The organism is Paenibacillus sp. S02 (assembly GCF_019454065.1).
GTDB lineage: Bacteria > Bacillota > Bacilli > Paenibacillales > Paenibacillaceae > Paenibacillus > Paenibacillus polymyxa_B.
Genome location: NZ_CP073682.1, coordinates 368,997 through 387,993 on the forward strand (window position 1 = coordinate 368,997; position 18,997 = coordinate 387,993).

The following is an 18,997-nucleotide window of genomic DNA, read 5'->3' on the forward strand; positions in this document are numbered from 1 at the left end:
TGATGAACGTGAAAACAGCTGTTCAGCAAGCCCGCGCCAATACGCGCAGTGGTGAAAAAACATTTCAATGGTTCGTGGCGATTCTCCTGACCGTGGGAGGTCTGTTGATGGTGCTGCCTTTTGCGTGGATGATTTTATCCTCCTTTAAGACAGAGGGTGAGGTAACCAAAATTCCTCCGACCATCTGGCCGCAGCATTTTACACTGGATAATTTTAAATTACTATTCGATAGCATGGCTTTTGGAACCTATCTGACGAATACGCTGATCATTGTTTTAGCTTCCTTCTTCGGATTATTCCTGAATGCCATGGCGGGTTATGGCTTTGCCAAATTCCAATTTAAAGGCAAAGGGTTTCTGTTCTACCTGGTACTGGCAACGATGATGATTCCAGGTCAAGTGACGATGATTCCCGTCTATTTGATCCTGAACCAGATGGGATTGACCAATTCCATGCTAGGGATTGTCCTTCCTGGATTGGTAGGTGCGTTCGCGATCTTCCTGTTCCGGCAGTTTATGTCCGATATCCCGGAAGAACTGCTGGAGGCGACACGTCTCGATGGAGCAGGGGAGTTCCGTACTTTTCTGCAAATCGTATTGCCTATCTCGACACCAATTCTGGCAGTACAGGCCATTTTAACCTTTATCGGTGGATGGAATAGCTTCCTGTGGCCGCTCATTATTGCGAACGATGAGAAGCTGTACACCTTGTCCGTCGGGCTGTCACTGCTCAAGGGGCAGAACGAAAGTCAATTTGCCCTTCAAATGGCAGGCTCGACCTTCATGGTCGTTCCGATCATGATTATCTTCATTGTTTTCCAAAAGTATATTATTGAGAACTACACAATTTCGGGGATTAAGTAATAGTGTAGTGTGAATACGAATCATAGTCACAAGAACGAACAGCGGAGCTTCTCTTTGGGAGAGGGGCTCCGCTGTTTTTGCTTTACATAGATATATTTATATATGAGTTAGACAATATTGATGGGATAATGTACGAAGTTTTCTTTTCAGTCTGTAGATTCGAGTCGTTGTAGCCGTAACCGAAATATTATATTTGGTAGCGAGCAAGGGCACAGCCAGTTGTCGACAAAAGTAGTCTTCATAGAGTGTATATTCAATGTTGGAAAGCTGCATTAGAATATTAACGATAACCGTATCCACATCTCCCAATCTACGATTTTCCCACTCCTCCTCTACCGAATTTGAAAAACTACAGATCTTCTCACATTCAAGCGTAGTTTCATGCTTTTTTTGTGTATAGTAGCACCTAAATGATTTATATATAAGATTTTTAGCCGTAAGGTATAGCCAACCCTTTACATTGGGATGATGTTTGAGCTTGACCAATTGCTGTCTTGCCGCTACAAAAGTATCTTGTGTACATTCTTCTGCCATAAATGTAAAGCAAGACTGATTCTTGATTAAATGCATACAGAAACGATATACCTCACTCAGATAAAGTTCACAAATTTTTCTGTAAAAGCATCTGGAACTACCTCTGCACTGATCCTCTTTGCAACAGTCGATAACCATCGTAGTCGGCATTTGTTTAAGCCCCCTTTGGACGGATAAAAAAATAAATGATTTTTGTATATGCCAATCATATACATTAATTCCAATTTTCAAGAATGACATAAATCATATTTAATCTCGTAAATGTGGAATTACTAGAACAGTTAAAAGATATTTTAAGGTGATTTTGATTCTGATACGGAATTAGTTAATAGGGGGAGAGGGGCATCAGGTGAAAGGGGGGAAAGGATGAAAGAATCCATAGTATATAAACGTTTGGCAGCAACATTTAGACCTTATCTGAAGACGGTCACTATCATTTTGATATGTCTCATCCTATCAGCGGGCTTGAATATATTATTGCCTTTAACAAGCAAGATTATTGTGGACCAAGGTCTTCTGAAAGGGAATATGCAGGCTGTAATCCTGTACACATCTGCTGCGTTTTTAATCGTTTGCTTGGACAAGCTGTTGAATGTGTGTAAAGAAACCTTTCGGGCAGGCTTAAGCGCACAGGTTACCTTTTCATTATTTGAAAAGGCGTATCTGCATCTGACAAGAGTACGAATGAGCTATTTTAACCGAACCAATGAAGCGGAGCTACTGAACCAAATTGGCACGGATGTAGGCAATGTATCGAGGGTCACAGATAGTGGAGTATTTTTTGTCATTATGCAGGCGTTCAGCATGATTGGTGGTTTATGTGGTTTACTGCTCATTAACTGGAAAATGACTGTAATCGTGCTGTGCTTTTTACCCATCAAATATGTTGTGGTGAAGTATTTTGTGAAGCGTAGAAAAAAACTAGTGGGGGATTTAATTGAAGGCAGTAGTGATTTTGCTCAATGGTTTGGGGAATCTGTCGGGGGCATGAAGGAGCAGCGAATGTTTGGTCTTATTCCACATAAGCATCTGCAGTTCTCATCCAAGCAGCGTCGAATTGTGGATTCAGAACGAAAATTATCACTTCTGGACGCCTGGAATATCGCTTCGGAATCTATTTTAATTCAACTTCTAATGATGCTTTTGTACGTTGTGGGTGCTAATCTTATCTTTCGTTTACAGCTTACTGTAGGTGGGATTTTTGCCTTTGTTTCTTACAGTGCTTATGTTACCACTCCTGTATTCGCTATTTTAAACATTGGCTACATGCTGGCTGAAGTCGTTCCCTCCACCATTCGATATTATCAGTTCTTGGATTGGGCAGAGGAAGAAACATCTAATTCAGTCACTCCAGCGTCTATACTAACTGAGCCGCCATTCGAAGATCACATTGCATTTCATAATGTTTCTTTTTCCTATACCAAGGACGAACCCGTACTGCCCCACGTGAGCTTTAGGATTGCCCGAGGGGAAAAAGTAGCTGTCATTGGAGCAAATGGGGCAGGGAAGTCTACGTTGCTGGATCTGATTATGAGATTCAGCCAGCCTGATCAAGGGATAATCACTTATGACGGCATTGACATCCAAAGCTATGAAATAGATGAGTATCGAAGTCAAATAGCTTTGGTCAGTCAGCAGGTGTATTTATTTGATACTACTATTTTTGGCAATATCCGCATAGGCACAGAAGTCACTAATGATGCAATAGAGGCCATTATCGCGGAGGTTGGTCTGGAAGAATTGGTTCAGAACTCGGCAGATGACTTCCCTATAGGCTCGAATGGCTCCAGGTTGTCGGGTGGGCAAAGACAGAAAATCGCCATGGCCCGGGCATTGATCAGGGAAGCGCCATTGTTTATTCTCGATGAGGTGACCTCCAATTTGGACACAGCAGCTAGGCTAAATGTCCAGCAATTGTTGAAGACCCGGTTGCGTGAAAAGACCGTAATCATCGTTACACATCGCAGCGAGATATTAGCGCATGTCGATAGAGTTATTTTGTTGGAGAACGGCGAACCAGCCCAAATAGGATCACACTCCCATTTTATGACCTGTCATGCAGAATATAGAGGATGGGTATTAGGGGAAGAAGAAGTCCCCATAAAATGATGAAAAAAACAAACGCTTTCATAGTGTGATTTAACACCATGTACGGAATTAGTATAGGTGAACACCTTTTTAAATCATATCATGAATGGGAGGAGTAGTTTAACATGCGTAAGCTTGTGAAAAGAAGCACGAATGTAGGCGACACGATTGAGGCATTTGGCTGTGGTTGTTCCTGTTATTGTCCTTGCTCCTGTTATTGCGCAGGCAGTTTGACTCGAAGCTCCAATACTCAGCGTGAAAGTGACGGTTCTTATCGCAGAGATAACGGAACTGGAATTGGTAATTATTAAGCTTGTATCTGTATGGAGGAGCCTGGGCATTCCAGGCTTCTGTCCACATCAAAACAGAGTAGGTGTGAATCATGAACATGTGCCAACCCTTTATATACACATTTCAGACGAGACTCCACCATTATGTATATGATGTAAATACCAATTTAATTTTGCGGATTAAAGAGGAGGCTTACCATTTCCTGAATTCGCATTCCAGCTTCGACCTGGATCAGATGGAGGCTACACCGGAATTGCAGCAGTATATCCGTGACTTGTTGGATAACGGATTTTTATCTTCACAGCGTCCGCAGATTATGAATCATCCCAAGACAAAGCACCTGGAGCATATGCTTCAGCATCAGCTGAAGACCCTCACCTTACAGGTAACTCAAAATTGCAATCTTAGATGCTCTTACTGCGTTTATTCAGGAGGATATGACAATCGAGGTCATACCAGTCTGATGATGGATTTTGAGACAGCGCGCAAGTGTATTGATTTTGTCATTGATAGGTCAGTAGACAGTGACCGTTTGGATTTTGGTTTTTATGGGGGAGAGCCGCTTATTAATTTTCCGTTAGTCAAGAAGTGTGTGGAATATATCAAGGAACAGGTAGCGTATAGAGATGTAGGCTTTCATTTGACGACCAATGGTACGCTGCTTAATGACGATATTCTGGACTTTCTGGATGAACATCATTTTGTGCTTACGATCAGTCTGGACGGAGATCAAGAGAATCATGACAGAAACAGACGATTTGCTGTTAACGGGCGAGGCTCCTTCGATACGATTATTGCCAATGTGGATAAAATTAAGAGAAATTACCCGGACCTCTTTGAATGGATTAATTTTAATGTGGTGCTGGATACCCGTAATGATTTTGGTTGTATCAATGATTTTTATACGAATTATGAAACCTTCGAAAGTCTGTACAGTGTAAGGTCGTCCTACATTAACGATGCTTATGTGAAGGATGAAATTTTGTACAGAAATGAATTTATTGAGCAGAGAGGCTATGAGGTAGTTAAAATGATGCTTTCCAAGTTTGGAAGAGTAGATGAAAATCATGTCTCCAAGCTGATTAAGGACTATTATATTCAGATGTATTTCCGAATGTTTCATTATAGAAAGCCTTCTGCGGGAATGCCGATAGAAGCGCATCATGGTGGACCCTGTGTGCCTGGTGTACAGCGATTGTTTGCGGATGTGCATGGAAATCTCTATCCATGTGAACGGGTCAGTGAGCAGTCGGAGGTGGTGCAGATTGGAAAAGTGGACACAGGCTTTGAAGTGGATAAAATCAGCCAGATTTTGAATGTAGGGACAATCACGGAGGATGCATGTAAAAACTGTTGGAATTTCCGTTTTTGTACGCTGTGTGTTGCTGTAGCAGATGATTTGCATACCTTGTCCAAAGAAAAGAAGCTGAGTCATTGTTCGGTAGTCAAAAATGATATTAGGCATACCTTACTTGATTATTGCATGATGAATGAGCTGGGCTATGATTTCTCCGAAGATACGATTCTCGATTTTGAAAAAGCATGAGGGGTGTCTCCATGACCAATAAATTAATCATTTTTCCGTTTGATTATGAAACGATAGCCCTGGTTAGGAACTTGAATCTATTAGGAAGTTATGAGGAAGTTGTACTAATTTCTTTTCAAGGGTCGGGTATGATCGGGAAAGATGCCTGTGTAGCGGACAAGGGGGAAGTGACAGGCTTCATAGTGAAGCCGGAGTCTTGTTTGGAGCAAGAAATGGAGCGTTGTGATGCTATATTACTGGTGAAATCCAATTTCAAGCTGGATGTAGCTGAGGTGTATCTTCCCGTGATCAAGAAGGCTGGACAACTTGGCAAAAAAGTCATGTGTAATTTCACTTTGCCAGACGCATGTATGGAATTCATCGAACCCTGTGAGGAGCAAGATGACAAGCTGATTTTAAAAAATACATTTGATGTACGCACGAAAGATATTTTACCGCCTGACCCGGGCTCTGTTATTCATGATTTTTTTACACCGGTTCTGTTTGTATTAGGGCTGAACGAGCGAACGCATAAGCTTAATTTGCAGCTTAACCTTCGGCAGAAGCTTGAAGCACAAGGATATCGGGTGTCGCAAATCACATCTAATGGATGCGGGGAGCTGATTGGTGCACATTCTTTTCCACAGTTTATGTTTGAGAGCGGTATGACGGAAACCCAGAAGATTATCATGTTTAATCGGTATTTGAAAAAAATAGAGCAGAGCGAAAAGCCTGATCTAATACTCGTGGGCATTCCAGGTGGGATTGTTCCCTTTAACAATACGTTCACGAATTATTTTGGAGTAACCTCATTTTTGGTATCCCGCGCTGTTAGGCCGGATGGCCTGATCTGTTGTCTTCACTATGATGAATACAATATAAAATATTTGGAGCATGTGAAACAGTACATGGAAAACCGTTTTTCCTCTTCATTATTAGGATATGCCATATGTAACAATGTATTCGACAGTTACTCTTCTTCCACGGTCAATATGCAATATGCATCTGTTGATCATCGTTTCGTGGAAGAGAAAAAGCAGGAGTTCTTCAATTATTCCGTGCCTGTACTCCATCTGTCCAACGATGAAGATATGAATAGGCTGACGAAGGATATTTTACATTATTTTTCGGTTGATCATCACGTAGTTCAGTTGTAATGGAGGGAAGAACATGAACTTTACTCAGGATGTAACGGGAACAGGAGTAAAACTGGAAAATATATTTTGGAAGCTTTTTAAAATAAAAGCGGGTGAGATAAATAAAGAGGCTACATTACTGGGTCCTGATATGGGGTTGTTCCCCAGAGATCTGGTATATCTATTATTTGAAGTGGAAAAAAGCTTTGCTATCCTAATTTCGGAAGAGCGTATAGTGGGAGGGGGGTTGCTTACATATAACAGCTTGTATGAGACGATAAAGGACTGCTTAACAGTGGAAAAGGAATGAAGGATTTGTGAAAATGATGATAAAACATACAAAAACATACAAAAAAATCCGATATACCTCTAGAATCACTTATTTCAGGATTTTTGAAAAATCCTCATTTAGAAGAGAATTGGAGGTTTTAGGATGAATGTATCATTTACATCATCTCACCAATCGCCGTTCCGCACCGCAGATAACAACCGACTTGAACTACGGCATTCCCTTTCCGCTCAGGCTGAAAGGAAGGGTATAGGCAAGCCACAAAACAAGGTTATTCAACAATTGACAGAACAAAAGCAAAATTTGATGGAGAGGCGTTCGGACTATTTAAGTAATGCTCTCAAGCGTGGTCTCGGTCCGGAAGCTGTAAAAGCTGAAATGGAAGAGATAGATAAGCAGATTCAGCAAATTGACGAGAACATTCAAAAGCAGTCACTGGAAGAGCAAAAAAAGGCTTTAGGCATGGATGAGGAAAGTAAAAAAGAAGCTCAGAAAGGCAAAAAGGAAGAATATACGCCTAAGACTGCTGAGGAGCAGCAGCAAAGATTGATCACCTATACAATGCATAGTGTTGTATCTGCAAACAATGAGTTGAAGAGTGCTAAAATAGCCAAAACGGCACAACTCACATTGGGAAGCGAGGCTAAGGGGTGGGAAAACGCTAACCCTGCAAAATCAGCGGCTTTGCGTGAAAAGGCAGAAGGACTTAATGGAAAGATCATGGAAATCGCTGCGAATATTAATGAGCGTATCAGCGAAGCAGTGAATAACGAGCCGATGATTACAGATCGGGTTGAACCTAAGGATGAGCAGGAGGCGAATGCAGAGGCAGGCAGGGTGTGGACTGAACAAGAGCTCAATGCCTATCTGGACTCGGCTAAAGACGGGGCGAAGACTGCAGGCACGAAGGTAAATATTGCAGTCTGATCCGGCTATCATGTACATGGTTCGCTAAATTAGGAGGGTGCTTTCAGACGAACGCTATCGTTCGCAGAGGCACCCTCCGCTTACTCTAATGGAACGGAACAGAGCCGTGAGATTCATTTCACAATCCGAAGAGACAGGGGGAGAAAAAATGAATGGCAAGATCCATGTAGCCATTATTGACGACGGGGTTAATGCTGGCTTTTTAAACACCCAATTATTATATAACGTCGAAATAGCTCATGGAGACGTAGAAGATGGACGCACCTTAAATCACGGTACCCTATGTGCAGCTATTGTACAAACGTATTTTCCAGATGCGATCATTAGCAGTGTGAAAATAATGAACCATAGAAAAGGAAATGCAACTCAGCTTTGTGCTGCGCTGGATTGGTGTGTAAAGCATGGTGTACAGGTAGCCAATATCAGCCTGGGAAGTATAAATTATCGAGATCGAGGCATGCTGCGGGAAGCTGTAAATGATGCAACTATGGCGGGATTAATTATGGTATGTGCTGCACAAAACGGAGGACTTCTTACTTATCCGGCTTCCTTTGCCAATGTGATTGGTGTGCGCTGCGATCATAGCGGTATACTCACAGCAGGACAATATACATATGATGCTGAGAAAGCTTTCTCAAGCGGTATCGATTTTACCGCTTTTGCCAAGCATGAACTGGTAGGTGCAGCTGGAGAGGCTGTACAATGTCCCAACAGCAATAGCTATGCCACTCCATTGATTACAGCACACATATGTAAAGTTTTGCAGCAGTCCATGCTTGTTCCTTCCATAGAACAGCTAAAATATATTTTACATAAGTATAGTTATCTTCCGATACAGGATACCATAATCCCCGTAATGCGTTACGGACATCCGGATTGGATACGGCGCGCCTATGTGTTTATAGAGGATTGTGCAATTAGCTCGAAAGCACCCTATTATTTTCAGACCCAATGGAAAGCTCAACTCTCTGGCGACAAAATTGCTGCGATCTTCGAACAAGCCATCCTGCAGGAGCGAGAACAACAGGACACAGCGCTCGAAGGTGGACAACGGGTATACGGCCTTACAGATACGATTGTCTTGCTAGGGGAAATGGAGCCAGTGAGTTTGCAGGAAGTGGAGCAATTGGCTTCACGTTATGGAAAACATGTCGTCTATATCTCTAAAAATCAACGATACATCCCCGCACTGAATTTCTCATCTTGCTATTTGCGCTGGTGGCAGCAAGAGGGGGGGCTCTTTATGTCGCAGGAGGAGGCTATCGCAATAGAGGATTCTCGCATTCCGCTTATTTGTATTTATTATGACAAGGACATTGACATTATTTATTTTTTGCATGAGTTGAGAGGGGAATTTGCCCGGGATGGATACCAAAGCTGGATCGCGGTGGACCAGTCCGCGGCAGTGTTGCATGATATGGAGTATACGCTCCCTTCGGATGCAAGCAATGGATTACAGGAACTGTTATATAATGCGGGTACAATGGCATATAACGCTTATACGGATATTGCTATTTTGTGTGTAGAGGCTACGAATATTACGCATTGCACCAAAGAACGAGTTTTATTAGACGTTGATATTGAGCTTTCTTTACTGTTGAAAGCGGAAACTGAACGCATTTATATATCTATACGGACAGAGCAGGGCTATTTGAAAGAATGGGTTCTCTCGAATTTAAACGTGGGCGATATAGGTGGTATTTATACATATTTAGAACAACTGTTGGTAGACTGATATTCATTATTTAAAACAGACTGCAAGATATGGCAGTAGGCACTATTTTGAACGTACCTGTAATCCGTTATTACTATTTAGCAAAGTGGTTATTCACTCAATAAGTTTGTTTATAAAACGAAATATTTTGAAGTACGTAACCAATTGCTTATCGTTTATCATTAATGTTAATAAATATATTAAGTATTTAATAATAATGTTGACTATAATAAATATGGTGTGTTATATTAAAACCGTAAATAAAACGGCTTCTTAGTCTTGGTGGTACAACGGATTTTATTTTCGCATTCAGAGAGGATGGTTTAGGTGGCAGCAGCTGTAAAAGCAAAGATGATTGTAGACAAATCTTTTCGTATTGCTGAAGTCGATAAACGCATTTATGGCTCTTTTGTAGAGCATCTCGGGCGTGCCGTATATGGCGGCATTTACGAGCCTACTCATTCAACTAGTGATGAAAGCGGTTTCCGAAATGATGTTAAAGAGTTGGTAAAACAGCTTGATGTTCCTATTATACGCTATCCGGGAGGCAACTTTGTATCCGGTTACAATTGGGAGGACGGTGTCGGCCCTGTCGCGTCCAGACCTAGACAGTTGGAGCTGGCGTGGAGAACGGTCGAGCCGAATGAAGTGGGTACGAATGAATTTTTCAAGTGGGCCAAGGATGTAGGTTCCGAAGTCATGATGGCGGTTAATCTGGGTACGCGCGGAATTGATGCTGCGCGTAATCTGGTGGAATATTGCAACCACACAGGCGGCTCCTACTGGAGTGATCTACGTCGTAGTCACGGTGTAGATCAACCACACAAGATTAAAACCTGGTGTCTTGGTAACGAGATGGATGGCCCATGGCAGATTGGTCACAAGACAGCAGAAGAATATGGCCGTCTGGCTGTAGAATCTGCAAAAGCCATGAAGCTGATTGATCCTGACATTGAGCTTGTATCCTGTGGCAGCTCCAGTTCCACAATGCCGACGTTCCCAGAATGGGAAGCAACCACGCTGGATCATACCTATGAGGTAGCGGACTATATTTCCTTGCACCAATACTACGGCAATCATGACAATGATACGGCTAATTATCTGGCACGTTCTATGGATATGGATCATTTTATTCATACGGTCATTTCGACTTGTGACTATATCAAAGCAAAGAAACGCAGCAAGAAAAAAATGATGCTTAGCTTTGACGAATGGAACGTATGGTACCACTCCAATGATGCGGACAAAAAAATTGATCCATGGTCTGTGGCACCACCGCAGCTTGAGGACATCTATAACTTTGAGGATGCGTTGTTGGTGGGCAGCATGTTGATTACATTCCTGCGCCACGCGGATCGTGTGAAAATGGCTTGTCTCGCCCAACTGGTCAACGTTATTGCGCCGATCATGACCGAGAATAACGGAAAGGCGTGGAAGCAAACAATTTTCTATCCATATTTGCATGCTTCCCGTTATGGTCGTGGGATATCGCTGATGCCTGTCGTGGATTCGGAAAAATACGATTCCAAGGACTTCACAGATATTCCTTATCTGGACAGCGCTGTAGTTTATGATGAAGAGGGAGACGCACTGACTGTCTTTGCAGTGAACCGTCATTTGTCTGAATCACTGGAGCTAACAGTAGATGTACGCAGTTTTGAAGGCTACCGCATTGTCGAGCATACTGTATTGGAGCATGATGATCTAAAAGCGACCAACAGTCCAGCCGGTGAAAAAGTTACGCCTCACAACGGCGGCAACGCCAAGCTTGAAGACGGAATTGTAAAAGCTCATTTGGGCAAAGCATCGTGGAACGTTATCCGTCTCGCTAAGTCTCATTAATTCTCTTCTGTAAAAGGGTACAGCTTCGACTGTACCTAAATAAGCTCGCATTCTCTCTTGTAAGAGTATTACAAGAGCGGCAATGCGAGCTTTTTGCGTAAAATGAGCCATTTGTCCCTCCATAGATATAGGGTTCTAAGAGAAGGGTGGATTTTAAATAAATATTATGTTTATTACTAAATTTAACTAGACAAAGATGATCCTTATTCACTAAGTGCTCGTACTCCGTACATTTTTATGAAGTTAATTAGACCCAGTGCCATACTTCTCAGGTGAAAAAAGGCCCTATTATATCGTTGTCAACGTACTGATATCTGAAATGCAGGGTGTGCAATCCGACTTAAATCCACGTTATACTTTAAAAGACAGTCTATTTAAAACCAGATGATGATTGTAGCATTTCGAGAAAGGAATGATCTGTATGAGTCAGACAGACCAATATCGTTTTCAAGTGAACTTGGGCGGTATGATTGATATTTTGGCCAATCATTTATATAGCAGTCCACGAGTGTTTATACGTGAGGTTTTGCAAAATGCAACAGATGCGATCACGGCTCGCAAGGAGCTGCGGAAGGTTGCTGCTGAAAGTAAAGTATTGAAAGAAGACAAGGCCCTTGGAGATACAGCTTCTGAGAGTAACGACTATGAAGGTAAAGTCATCGTGGAGTTATCTGGTTCTGGGGAGCATCAGGTATTGATGATTCAGGATAACGGCATTGGATTGTCAGAAGAAGACATTCACCGTTTTTTGTCGATTATCGGTCAGTCTTCCAAGAAGGGAGCCGATTTGCTGGCTTCTGAGACTTCGTTCATCGGACGCTTTGGGATTGGGTTACTATCCTGCTTTATGGTGAGCGATGAAATTGTAGTGCTGACCCGCTCGGTGAAGGAAGGCATCTCCATGGAATGGAGAGGGAAGCCGGATGGGACGTATACGATTCGTCGATTGGAAACCGAGCTGCCTGTAGGGACGCAAATTTATTTGCGCTGCAAGCCGGGAAGTGAGTTTTATTATGAGCCAGCGCACGTAGAGGAGTCTTTAATCTATTATGGTGCGTTGCTGCCGTATCCGGTCATGCTGTCTGTAGACGGGGAGACCAAGCGCGTCAATCTTCCATCGACGAGCTGGATGCAGGACCCAGAACAATTGCGGAGTCGCCGTAGTGAGGTGCTGGATTTAGGCTATCGCCTGATGGGTGAGCGCTTCAGTGATTTTATACCGTTGCGGACGGCATCAGGCAGAACAGGCGGGATTGCATTCATTTTGCCTCGCAGTGTTAATCTGAACAGCAAGCGGCTGCATCGAGTGTACCTGAAGCATATGCTGGTGTCGGACAAGGCGGAAAATGTTTTGCCAGAATGGGCATTCTTCATTAAAAGCCTGATTTGGACAGATGAATTGCAACCAACGGCATCACGTGAGTATTTTTATGAAAATGAGCAACTTGACGATGTTCGTTCTGAACTGGGGACCTGTATTCGGGAAGAACTGCTACGCATGGCGCAGTATGAGCCAGACCGCTTGCAGCACTGGATTCGTTTGCATGAGCTGTCCATGAAGGCGCTCGCCGTGGAGGATGATGAATTTTTGCGGATAATGTACCGTTGGTTTTCCTTCGAAAGTACGTTTGGGCGGCGTGAGCTGAAAGAACTGATCCGAGAGGCGGACGGACGTCCGTTGCATTACACATCGACAGTAGATGAGTATCGTCAGATTACGCATGTGGCGGCGGCGCAATCCATGTTGGTGATCAATGGCGGCTATATTTATGATTCAGACATTTTGGAAAAGCTGCCTTGGATTGACTCTAACCTGCAAACAGAGCGTCTTAGCCCTGAGGAGGTATCTCTTTCATTTACCGGGCTAACACAGGAAGAGCGCGAGAATTATTACGGTGTGCTACGTGTCATGGATGCTGCTTTGCAGCCGATGCGTTGCCGTGCTGAGTTGAAGCGTTTTGAGCCTGCGAGTTTGCCAGTGTTGTATACCATTTCTCAGGATGCACTGACCTTGCGCTCCATGGAAAACACGGTTGAGGAGACAACATCGCTTTTTTCCAATGTGCTTGATAGTCTGAAAGCAGGAGTCCAGCAAAATTCGGGATATTCTACCTTATACTTTAATCTGAACAACCCGGTGGTAGCGCGGATTTTTGAAGCAACCGATACACAGATGATCACGGCTGCTACAGAAATGATGTATGTGAATGCGCTTATGATGGGGCACTACCCGATGAACCGCAGTGAGTTGGGACTGATGAATCGGAGTGTTCTGCATTTTATCAATTGGGGATTAGGGAACGGACACAATACGTAATTGCGTAATTATAGGGGGAGCCAAATGGAAGATACGATATATGATTTGATGGAACAGGCGCAGGATTTGCCCGGAGGGGCGGCAAAGCTGGCGATTCTGGAAGAAGCAGTCCGCTTGGCAGATACTTCCGGATTGAAGGAACTCGCTTATGAAATCCGGGGAGAGATTGTAGACTGCGCTATTTTTAATGGATATCCATTGAAGTCGCTGATTGCTTTTTCGTGGCAGCTGGGCCAATTTGATCAAAATCCAGAGGAATACGACGCAGACGAGCTGTTGTGGAATTACAAATGGATACTCGGGAAGGTGTGCAGCTTTTCCAATATATCGAAGACTCAAATAGAAGATCTGGTGGAGGATATGCGCAGACGTTATGCCGAATACGGGTATAATGAGCGTCCATATTACTATTATAAGTTCCGCATCGCGATGGATATGGGTGAACTGGATGAAGCACGGCGGTATCTGGATACCTTCCGCTTGATTGAGTCGGACAGTATGAGTGATTGTGAGGCCTGTGAGCAGAGCCAGATGGTGCGGTTCTATTATTTGACCGGAGAAGACGAGCAGGCGCTTGCCGTGGCAAAACCGATTTTGTCGGGTCGCATGAAATGTGCAGAAGTACCACATGTGACGCTCTCGCAGGTGCTATTGCCGCTTTATCGTCAAGGCGAGGTTGATCAGGCAAAGGACAATCATCGCAAAGGCTACCGCCTAATTCGGGATGACCGCGACTTTCTGAAAACGATAGCAGAGCATATCGAATATTTGGCGATTGCTGATCCGGTTCAAGGAATCGAAGTAGTAGAGCGTCATCTACATATGGCGCTAGACTATGAGAGCGGGCTGGAGCAGATGTATTTTTACGCGACGATGGTGAGTCTGCTGCAAAGGTTGGATACTTCGGGAGAAAAACGATTGATCCGGTTGCCGGCTTCCTTGGAATGGGGTAAAGAGGATCGCACATTGACAGAAATCATTACGTATTTTAGGCCACTGGCAGAGTCAGCGGCGGCTGATTTTGATCGACGGAACGGGAATACGTTTTATTCCGATTGGATCGGGAAAATTGTTCAAACGGCATAGAAGAAGCGGTAGCTGTGACGAATATTTTATACAGCCCAAACAATGAGCAGGTATAATGTTCCTGTGAAATGACAGGAGGGGTTATGTTGTGACTGTAACCGAAAAGGTGATTAATTTCGCACACCGCGGAGCTTCAGGTGTATGTCCTGAGAATACGATGGCGGCATTCCGCCACGCCTTGGAACTGGGAGCAACAGGTATAGAAACGGATGTGCAGCGTACCCAAGATGGGCATCTGGTGCTGATTCACGATGAGTCGCTAGAGCGTACGACAGGTTGCTCACTGGATGTAAGGGATATTACGCTGGAAGAATTAAATAAACTGGATGCGGGCGGTTGGTTTGATGAGAAATTCCGAGGTGAGCGGGTCCCGATGCTGGATGAGCTACTGGAACTAGCCCAGTCTTCGAATACAATTATTAATTTAGAGTTGAAAAACAGCATTTATCTCTATCCGGGTATGGAGGAAGAGGTCATTGCTGCCGTGAAGCGTTTTGGGTTGGAACAGAGGGTAATCATATCCAGCTTCAATCACGAATCGCTGGCGCTCTGTGCGCAGCTTGCTCCTGAAATCAAGACGGGGGCGCTGTATATCGAAATTATGGTTCGTCCATCCGAGTATGCAACCCAATTCGGGGTAACAGCACTCCATGCCTACAAACAAGTTGTTACGCCAGAAGCTGTATCAGAGGCTTTGGCATTAGGCGTCGTCTACCACCCATGGACGGTGAATGAGCCAGAAGAAATGAAGCGTCTGCTGGAGGCCGGGGTGAACGGCATCATCACGGACTATCCTGACCGGTTGGCGTACTTATTGGATGTTCGCTCTTCCTAAGTCGAAGACGCATCGGAACTGTGACTAAGGGTTTGCAAGGATATGACTGTGGCTATCTATTGAAGCAAAAAAGACTCTCCTGTACGCACTCGTTTTTACGAGGCGAGGGAGAGTCTTTTTTGCCCTAAGCCGAAGAGCGTATCATCCACGATGACCTTGATTCCTTTCTACTTGATGCCGAGCCGCATACGATAGCTGAACAGGATGTCTAGTGTTCTGCCCTGAAAATGATTCTCTACCAGCTTCACGAAGCGGGCTATATCGACGTCAAGCGCTCGATTGCCAAGTTTGAAGAGACTTTGAATACCCCCTTGGCTGAGAGCGAGCCCTGTATAACGAGCTGCGTCACACTGCTCACGGTTATGGAAGACAATTTCCCGGGTATATCGGAATTGTCCGCTGCGGTGCAGATTAGCTAAATGCTGATCCTTGCTCCATTTATGAGCTTGTTGCTCTACTGGGGCTTCCTGTTCCAAAAGGGTATCCGCTTTGGTGATAAGCTCTGTATAAGCTTGCTCTATCTGCCATTGCAGCACCGGAGGCCAGTCACAGTCAAAGGCCGCGAACACGCCGCCCTGAGCCAAGACCCTGCCCGCTTCCTGAAGCGTGCTCTCGGGGTCCATCCAGTGAAAGGATTGAGAGCAGGTGATGACGTCTACAGTTCCGTCCTCAAAGGGCAGGTTGTTGGAGAACCCGCTTTTGAAGGAAATGGTTCCTGCCCTTGTCGTTCCTGCTGTCTCCAGCTTGTGCTGCGCTTTTCCTCTCATGTCCGGGTTAGGCTCGATACCGACAATTTGCCGAGCGGCGTTTTCCCATATGAAAGTTGAAAGTCCTGTACCGCAGCCAATATCGGCAACTAGCTCTACGTTTCGCTCCAGATAACGGCTGATGATTTCTACGACGAGTGACGGTGCTTCCGGGCGGTGCTGATCGTAGTTGTCGGCAAAACCGTTGAAACGATCCACATTACTTTGTAGATTTCCTTCAGGTATCATAAGGTCCTTTTCCTCCTTAGTATCGACCGGGCGGCCGTGTAGACTCAAATGCTGCTGTACTCCTATAGTGTACAATTTTACATGTTCATCCATCTACTCTCGTGATTTCACAGCACCCGTCGGATTTCGGAGGGAGGAATCCCCCTATTTTATCATTGAAGCAAGCGCCCACTCGCGCATCATGGAGTCAAGCATTGGACGCAAATCCTCGCGTTGCATACCCATGTGGAGCACGGCTTCCAGATATCCAGCTTTATCTCCAATATCATAACGTGTGCCTTCCAGTTCTAATGCGAGCAGTTGGTTCTGCAATGCTACTTGATGAAGAGCATCTGTCAATTGGTATTCACCGCCCGCTCCAGTGGACAGATTTTCCAATATGGAGAAAATGGAAGGCTCCAATACATACCGACCAATGACTGCCTGCCGCGAAGGGGCATCTGCCGGAGATGGTTTTTCAACAAGTCCGCCGACTTCGTGAATGAGACCGTTCTGGTGAGTGGAGTCAATAATGCCGTATTTACTCACATCTTGTTCTTCCACTGTGCGCACGCCGACCACTTGCTTGCCAGTCGCTTCGTAAACATCCATCATTTGACGAATCGCCGGGGTGGAGGAATTCATAATATCATCGCCCAGCAACACGGCAAAGGGCTCATCGCCAATGAACTGACGAGCGCAGCTTACCGCGTGTCCCAAGCCGAGGGGTTCTTTTTGACGGATATAGTGAATGACTGCTTTACCCCCGATGCTTTGAACTTCACGTAGGAGATCATATTTACCCTTGCTCTCCAGTACCTGCTCCAACTCCACAGACTTGTCAAAATGATCCTCGATGGCTTTTTTATTACGCCCCGTTACGATAATGATGCTCTCAATTCCGGACTTGATGGCTTCTTCTACGATATATTGAATAGCCGGCTTGTCTACGATTGGAAGCATCTCTTTCGGTAAAGCTTTCGTAGCTGGTAGAAAACGGGTTCCTAATCCGGCGGCTGGAATAACAGCTTTTGTAATTTTTCTCATAGAAACTCACTTTCCTTTCGGGATGGGGAACCGAATACCCAGTATCGGCTCCCGATATAATTGATGATCATTCCGGCTGCGGTCGCGATCAGCTTGCCTAAAGCAAGTGGCAACTCGGTTCCAGTGTGAAGCACTTGCAGTAATAAGGAGGTTATCCCTAATACGATGAGGTTGATGATGATGAATTTAGGTAATTGACGCTTGTTAGTGTCGTTTGATAGTTGTTTGTTGAATGTCCATTTGCTGTTCAAGATATAACTGTTGGCTGTGCCGCAGCTGTACGAAATGATCTGCGCTACAATGACCGGCACTCCGCCCCAAGCCAGCAGCATAAAAATGATATAATCTACACCCGTATTCACCAGACCTACGATGCCAAATCGGATCATAGGAAGCAGCTGGGCCATGCGACTTTTCATGGGTTAGGCTCCATGACCGGATTTGGGTCCGGTATATACTGCACTGTTGCCGCACACTGTGCGTCCTGTCGAAATCAGGCTCTCACGGGCTCCTTGCATGTACAGGGAGTCACGGGGTTCAGGGACTTTCATAGCATGCGTCGGACCGTTTTCGTATTGTCCACCCAGATGCTCACGCACAATGTAAAGCGGACGTGCTTTGGTTTCGTCATAAATGCGTCCAACATATTCACCCATAATACCGAGAATGATCAGGATCACCCCGTCGAAGATCAGGCTGATGCTAATCATAGACGACCAGCCCTTCATCACATAGGAGTCGGTGAAAAAGTTGAGAAACAGTACGTACATCAGATACAGGAAGCCGGACATGGATAGAAGTGCACCGATATACCCTGCCAGTTTGAGCGGTTTAATCGAAAAGGATGTGATCCCGTCCAGACTGAGCTTGATCATTCGTTTCAACGGATACTTGGTTTCACCTGCGAGCCGCTCGTCGCGCTCATATTCTACAGCAGTTTGTTTGAAACCGATCCAGCTGACCAATCCACGAACGAATCGGTTATTTTCCGGCAGCCGTTTCAATTCTTCTATGACCTTGCGATCCATTAGGCGGAAGTCTCCGGTGTCGACCGGGATATTAATATCCGTTGATGCTTTAAGTACACGGTAGAAGAGGCTGGCAGACCATTTCTTGAAGCGAGTCTCGCCATTGCGTTTGAGCCGTTTGGCGTAGACCACTTCATAGCCTTCCTTCCACTTGTTAGCCATCTCAACAATCAGTTCCGGCGGGTCCTGGAGGTCGGCGTCAATGACGACGACCGCCTCCCCTACCGCATAATCCATCCCGGCAGTAATCGCTAGCTGATGACCAAAATTGCGAGAGAAATCAATCAATACAATGGTGTCATCTCTGAGACTGAATTCCTTGATCAATTGGACGCTGCGGTCCGAACTTCCATCATTTACGAAGATCAGCTCGTAGGGCTCCCCAATCGAGCCCATAACTTGTTTCAGCCTCCGGTAGGTTTCCGTAATAACGGCTTCCTCGTTGTACATCGGAATAACTATGGAATAACGGATGGGTTCACTCATTCGTAGTTCCTCCTC

The 18,997-nt window shown here is 44.7% G+C and carries 17 protein-coding genes; 12 read left to right on the forward strand and 5 right to left on the reverse strand.

The window, feature by feature from the left end; genetic code table 11:
- Window positions 1-8: 8 nt before the first annotated feature.
- On the forward strand, window positions 9-863 hold the full coding sequence (locus KAI36_RS01600; RefSeq protein ID WP_023986622.1) for a carbohydrate ABC transporter permease: 855 nt from the start codon (window positions 9-11) through the stop codon (window positions 861-863).
- A 96-nt stretch (window positions 864-959) separates the two neighbouring features.
- Here KAI36_RS01600 and KAI36_RS01605 read toward each other — a convergent pair whose 3' ends face one another.
- Window positions 960-1,637: an RNA polymerase sigma factor gene (locus KAI36_RS01605; protein WP_346730195.1), complete on the reverse strand. Its 678-nt coding sequence runs from the start codon at window positions 1,635-1,637 to the stop codon at window positions 960-962.
- A gap of 126 nt (window positions 1,638-1,763) precedes the next feature.
- On the opposite strand from KAI36_RS01605, the gene KAI36_RS01610 reads away from it, so the two are divergent.
- From KAI36_RS01610 to KAI36_RS01660, 11 genes are all read left to right on the forward strand, one after another.
- Complete coding sequence (locus tag KAI36_RS01610) at window positions 1,764-3,506, forward strand: ABC transporter ATP-binding protein (protein WP_220026749.1); 1,743 nt, start codon at window positions 1,764-1,766, stop codon at window positions 3,504-3,506.
- Window positions 3,507-3,610: 104 nt separating this feature from the next.
- Window positions 3,611-3,796, forward strand: coding sequence for a CLI_3235 family bacteriocin precursor (locus KAI36_RS01615; RefSeq protein ID WP_071559456.1), 186 nt, complete (start codon window positions 3,611-3,613; stop codon window positions 3,794-3,796).
- A 71-nt stretch (window positions 3,797-3,867) separates the two neighbouring features.
- On the forward strand, window positions 3,868-5,322 hold the full coding sequence (ccpM, locus tag KAI36_RS01620; RefSeq protein WP_013308381.1) for a Cys-rich peptide radical SAM maturase CcpM: 1,455 nt from the start codon (window positions 3,868-3,870) through the stop codon (window positions 5,320-5,322).
- 11 nt (window positions 5,323-5,333) lie between these two features.
- The gene (locus KAI36_RS01625; RefSeq protein ID WP_220026750.1) at window positions 5,334-6,458 is read left to right on the forward strand and encodes a TIGR04066 family peptide maturation system protein; all 1,125 of its coding nucleotides are present in this window, start codon (window positions 5,334-5,336) and stop codon (window positions 6,456-6,458) included.
- A gap of 13 nt (window positions 6,459-6,471) precedes the next feature.
- Window positions 6,472-6,747, forward strand: coding sequence for a peptide maturation system acyl carrier-related protein (locus tag KAI36_RS01630; RefSeq protein WP_220026751.1), 276 nt, complete (start codon window positions 6,472-6,474; stop codon window positions 6,745-6,747).
- Between the two features lie 123 nt (window positions 6,748-6,870).
- Window positions 6,871-7,653, forward strand: coding sequence for a muscle M-line assembly protein unc-89 Uncoordinated protein 89 (locus tag KAI36_RS01635; protein WP_220026752.1), 783 nt, complete (start codon window positions 6,871-6,873; stop codon window positions 7,651-7,653).
- A gap of 148 nt (window positions 7,654-7,801) precedes the next feature.
- Window positions 7,802-9,388 (forward strand): S8 family serine peptidase, encoded by a 1,587-nt coding sequence (locus KAI36_RS01640; protein WP_220026753.1) that lies wholly within the window; start codon window positions 7,802-7,804, stop codon window positions 9,386-9,388.
- Between the two features lie 306 nt (window positions 9,389-9,694).
- Window positions 9,695-11,209, forward strand: coding sequence for an arabinosylfuranosidase ArfA (arfA, locus tag KAI36_RS01645; protein ID WP_276572454.1), 1,515 nt, complete (start codon window positions 9,695-9,697; stop codon window positions 11,207-11,209).
- Window positions 11,210-11,630: 421 nt separating this feature from the next.
- Window positions 11,631-13,526 carry an HSP90 family protein gene (locus tag KAI36_RS01650; protein WP_220026754.1) on the forward strand — a complete coding sequence of 632 codons (1,896 nt, stop codon included), beginning with the start codon at window positions 11,631-11,633 and terminating at the stop codon, window positions 13,524-13,526.
- A 24-nt stretch (window positions 13,527-13,550) separates the two neighbouring features.
- Window positions 13,551-14,612 (forward strand): hypothetical protein, encoded by a 1,062-nt coding sequence (locus KAI36_RS01655; protein WP_220026755.1) that lies wholly within the window; start codon window positions 13,551-13,553, stop codon window positions 14,610-14,612.
- An 88-nt stretch (window positions 14,613-14,700) separates the two neighbouring features.
- Window positions 14,701-15,447 (forward strand): glycerophosphodiester phosphodiesterase, encoded by a 747-nt coding sequence (locus tag KAI36_RS01660; RefSeq protein ID WP_220026756.1) that lies wholly within the window; start codon window positions 14,701-14,703, stop codon window positions 15,445-15,447.
- 167 nt (window positions 15,448-15,614) lie between these two features.
- Here KAI36_RS01660 and KAI36_RS01665 read toward each other — a convergent pair whose 3' ends face one another.
- From KAI36_RS01665 to KAI36_RS01680, 4 genes are all read right to left on the reverse strand, one after another.
- Entirely contained in the window at window positions 15,615-16,442 is an 828-nt protein-coding gene (locus tag KAI36_RS01665) for a class I SAM-dependent methyltransferase (protein ID WP_071559451.1), read from the reverse strand.
- A gap of 144 nt (window positions 16,443-16,586) precedes the next feature.
- Window positions 16,587-17,468 (reverse strand): UTP--glucose-1-phosphate uridylyltransferase GalU, encoded by an 882-nt coding sequence (galU, locus tag KAI36_RS01670; protein ID WP_023986636.1) that lies wholly within the window; start codon window positions 17,466-17,468, stop codon window positions 16,587-16,589.
- Window positions 17,465-17,887, reverse strand: a complete 423-nt coding sequence (locus tag KAI36_RS01675; protein WP_220026757.1) for a GtrA family protein — start codon at window positions 17,885-17,887, stop codon at window positions 17,465-17,467. The genes galU and KAI36_RS01675 overlap by 4 nt, the downstream gene beginning before the upstream one ends.
- 3 nt (window positions 17,888-17,890) lie before the next feature.
- Window positions 17,891-18,982: a glycosyltransferase family 2 protein gene (locus KAI36_RS01680; protein ID WP_220026758.1), complete on the reverse strand. Its 1,092-nt coding sequence runs from the start codon at window positions 18,980-18,982 to the stop codon at window positions 17,891-17,893.
- Window positions 18,983-18,997 lie beyond the last annotated feature (15 nt).

Excerpts from the sequence above, each read along its gene's own strand:
- KAI36_RS01605 (WP_346730195.1), bottom strand. The coding sequence starts at position 1,637 with ATGTCATTCTTGAAAATTGGAATTAATGTATATGATTGGCATATACAA.
- KAI36_RS01610 (WP_220026749.1), top strand. The coding sequence starts at position 1,764 with ATGAAAGAATCCATAGTATATAAACGTTTGGCAGCAACATTTAGACCT.
- KAI36_RS01615 (WP_071559456.1), top strand. The coding sequence starts at position 3,611 with ATGCGTAAGCTTGTGAAAAGAAGCACGAATGTAGGCGACACGATTGAG.
- ccpM (WP_013308381.1), top strand. The coding sequence starts at position 3,868 with ATGAACATGTGCCAACCCTTTATATACACATTTCAGACGAGACTCCAC.
- KAI36_RS01625 (WP_220026750.1), top strand. The coding sequence starts at position 5,334 with ATGACCAATAAATTAATCATTTTTCCGTTTGATTATGAAACGATAGCC.
- KAI36_RS01630 (WP_220026751.1), top strand. The coding sequence starts at position 6,472 with ATGAACTTTACTCAGGATGTAACGGGAACAGGAGTAAAACTGGAAAAT.
- KAI36_RS01635 (WP_220026752.1), top strand. The coding sequence starts at position 6,871 with ATGAATGTATCATTTACATCATCTCACCAATCGCCGTTCCGCACCGCA.
- KAI36_RS01640 (WP_220026753.1), top strand. The coding sequence starts at position 7,802 with ATGAATGGCAAGATCCATGTAGCCATTATTGACGACGGGGTTAATGCT.
- KAI36_RS01650 (WP_220026754.1), top strand. The coding sequence starts at position 11,631 with ATGAGTCAGACAGACCAATATCGTTTTCAAGTGAACTTGGGCGGTATG.
- KAI36_RS01655 (WP_220026755.1), top strand. The coding sequence starts at position 13,551 with ATGGAAGATACGATATATGATTTGATGGAACAGGCGCAGGATTTGCCC.
- KAI36_RS01665 (WP_071559451.1), bottom strand. The coding sequence starts at position 16,442 with ATGATACCTGAAGGAAATCTACAAAGTAATGTGGATCGTTTCAACGGT.
- galU (WP_023986636.1), bottom strand. The coding sequence starts at position 17,468 with ATGAGAAAAATTACAAAAGCTGTTATTCCAGCCGCCGGATTAGGAACC.
- KAI36_RS01675 (WP_220026757.1), bottom strand. The coding sequence starts at position 17,887 with ATGAAAAGTCGCATGGCCCAGCTGCTTCCTATGATCCGATTTGGCATC.
- KAI36_RS01680 (WP_220026758.1), bottom strand. The coding sequence starts at position 18,982 with ATGAGTGAACCCATCCGTTATTCCATAGTTATTCCGATGTACAACGAG.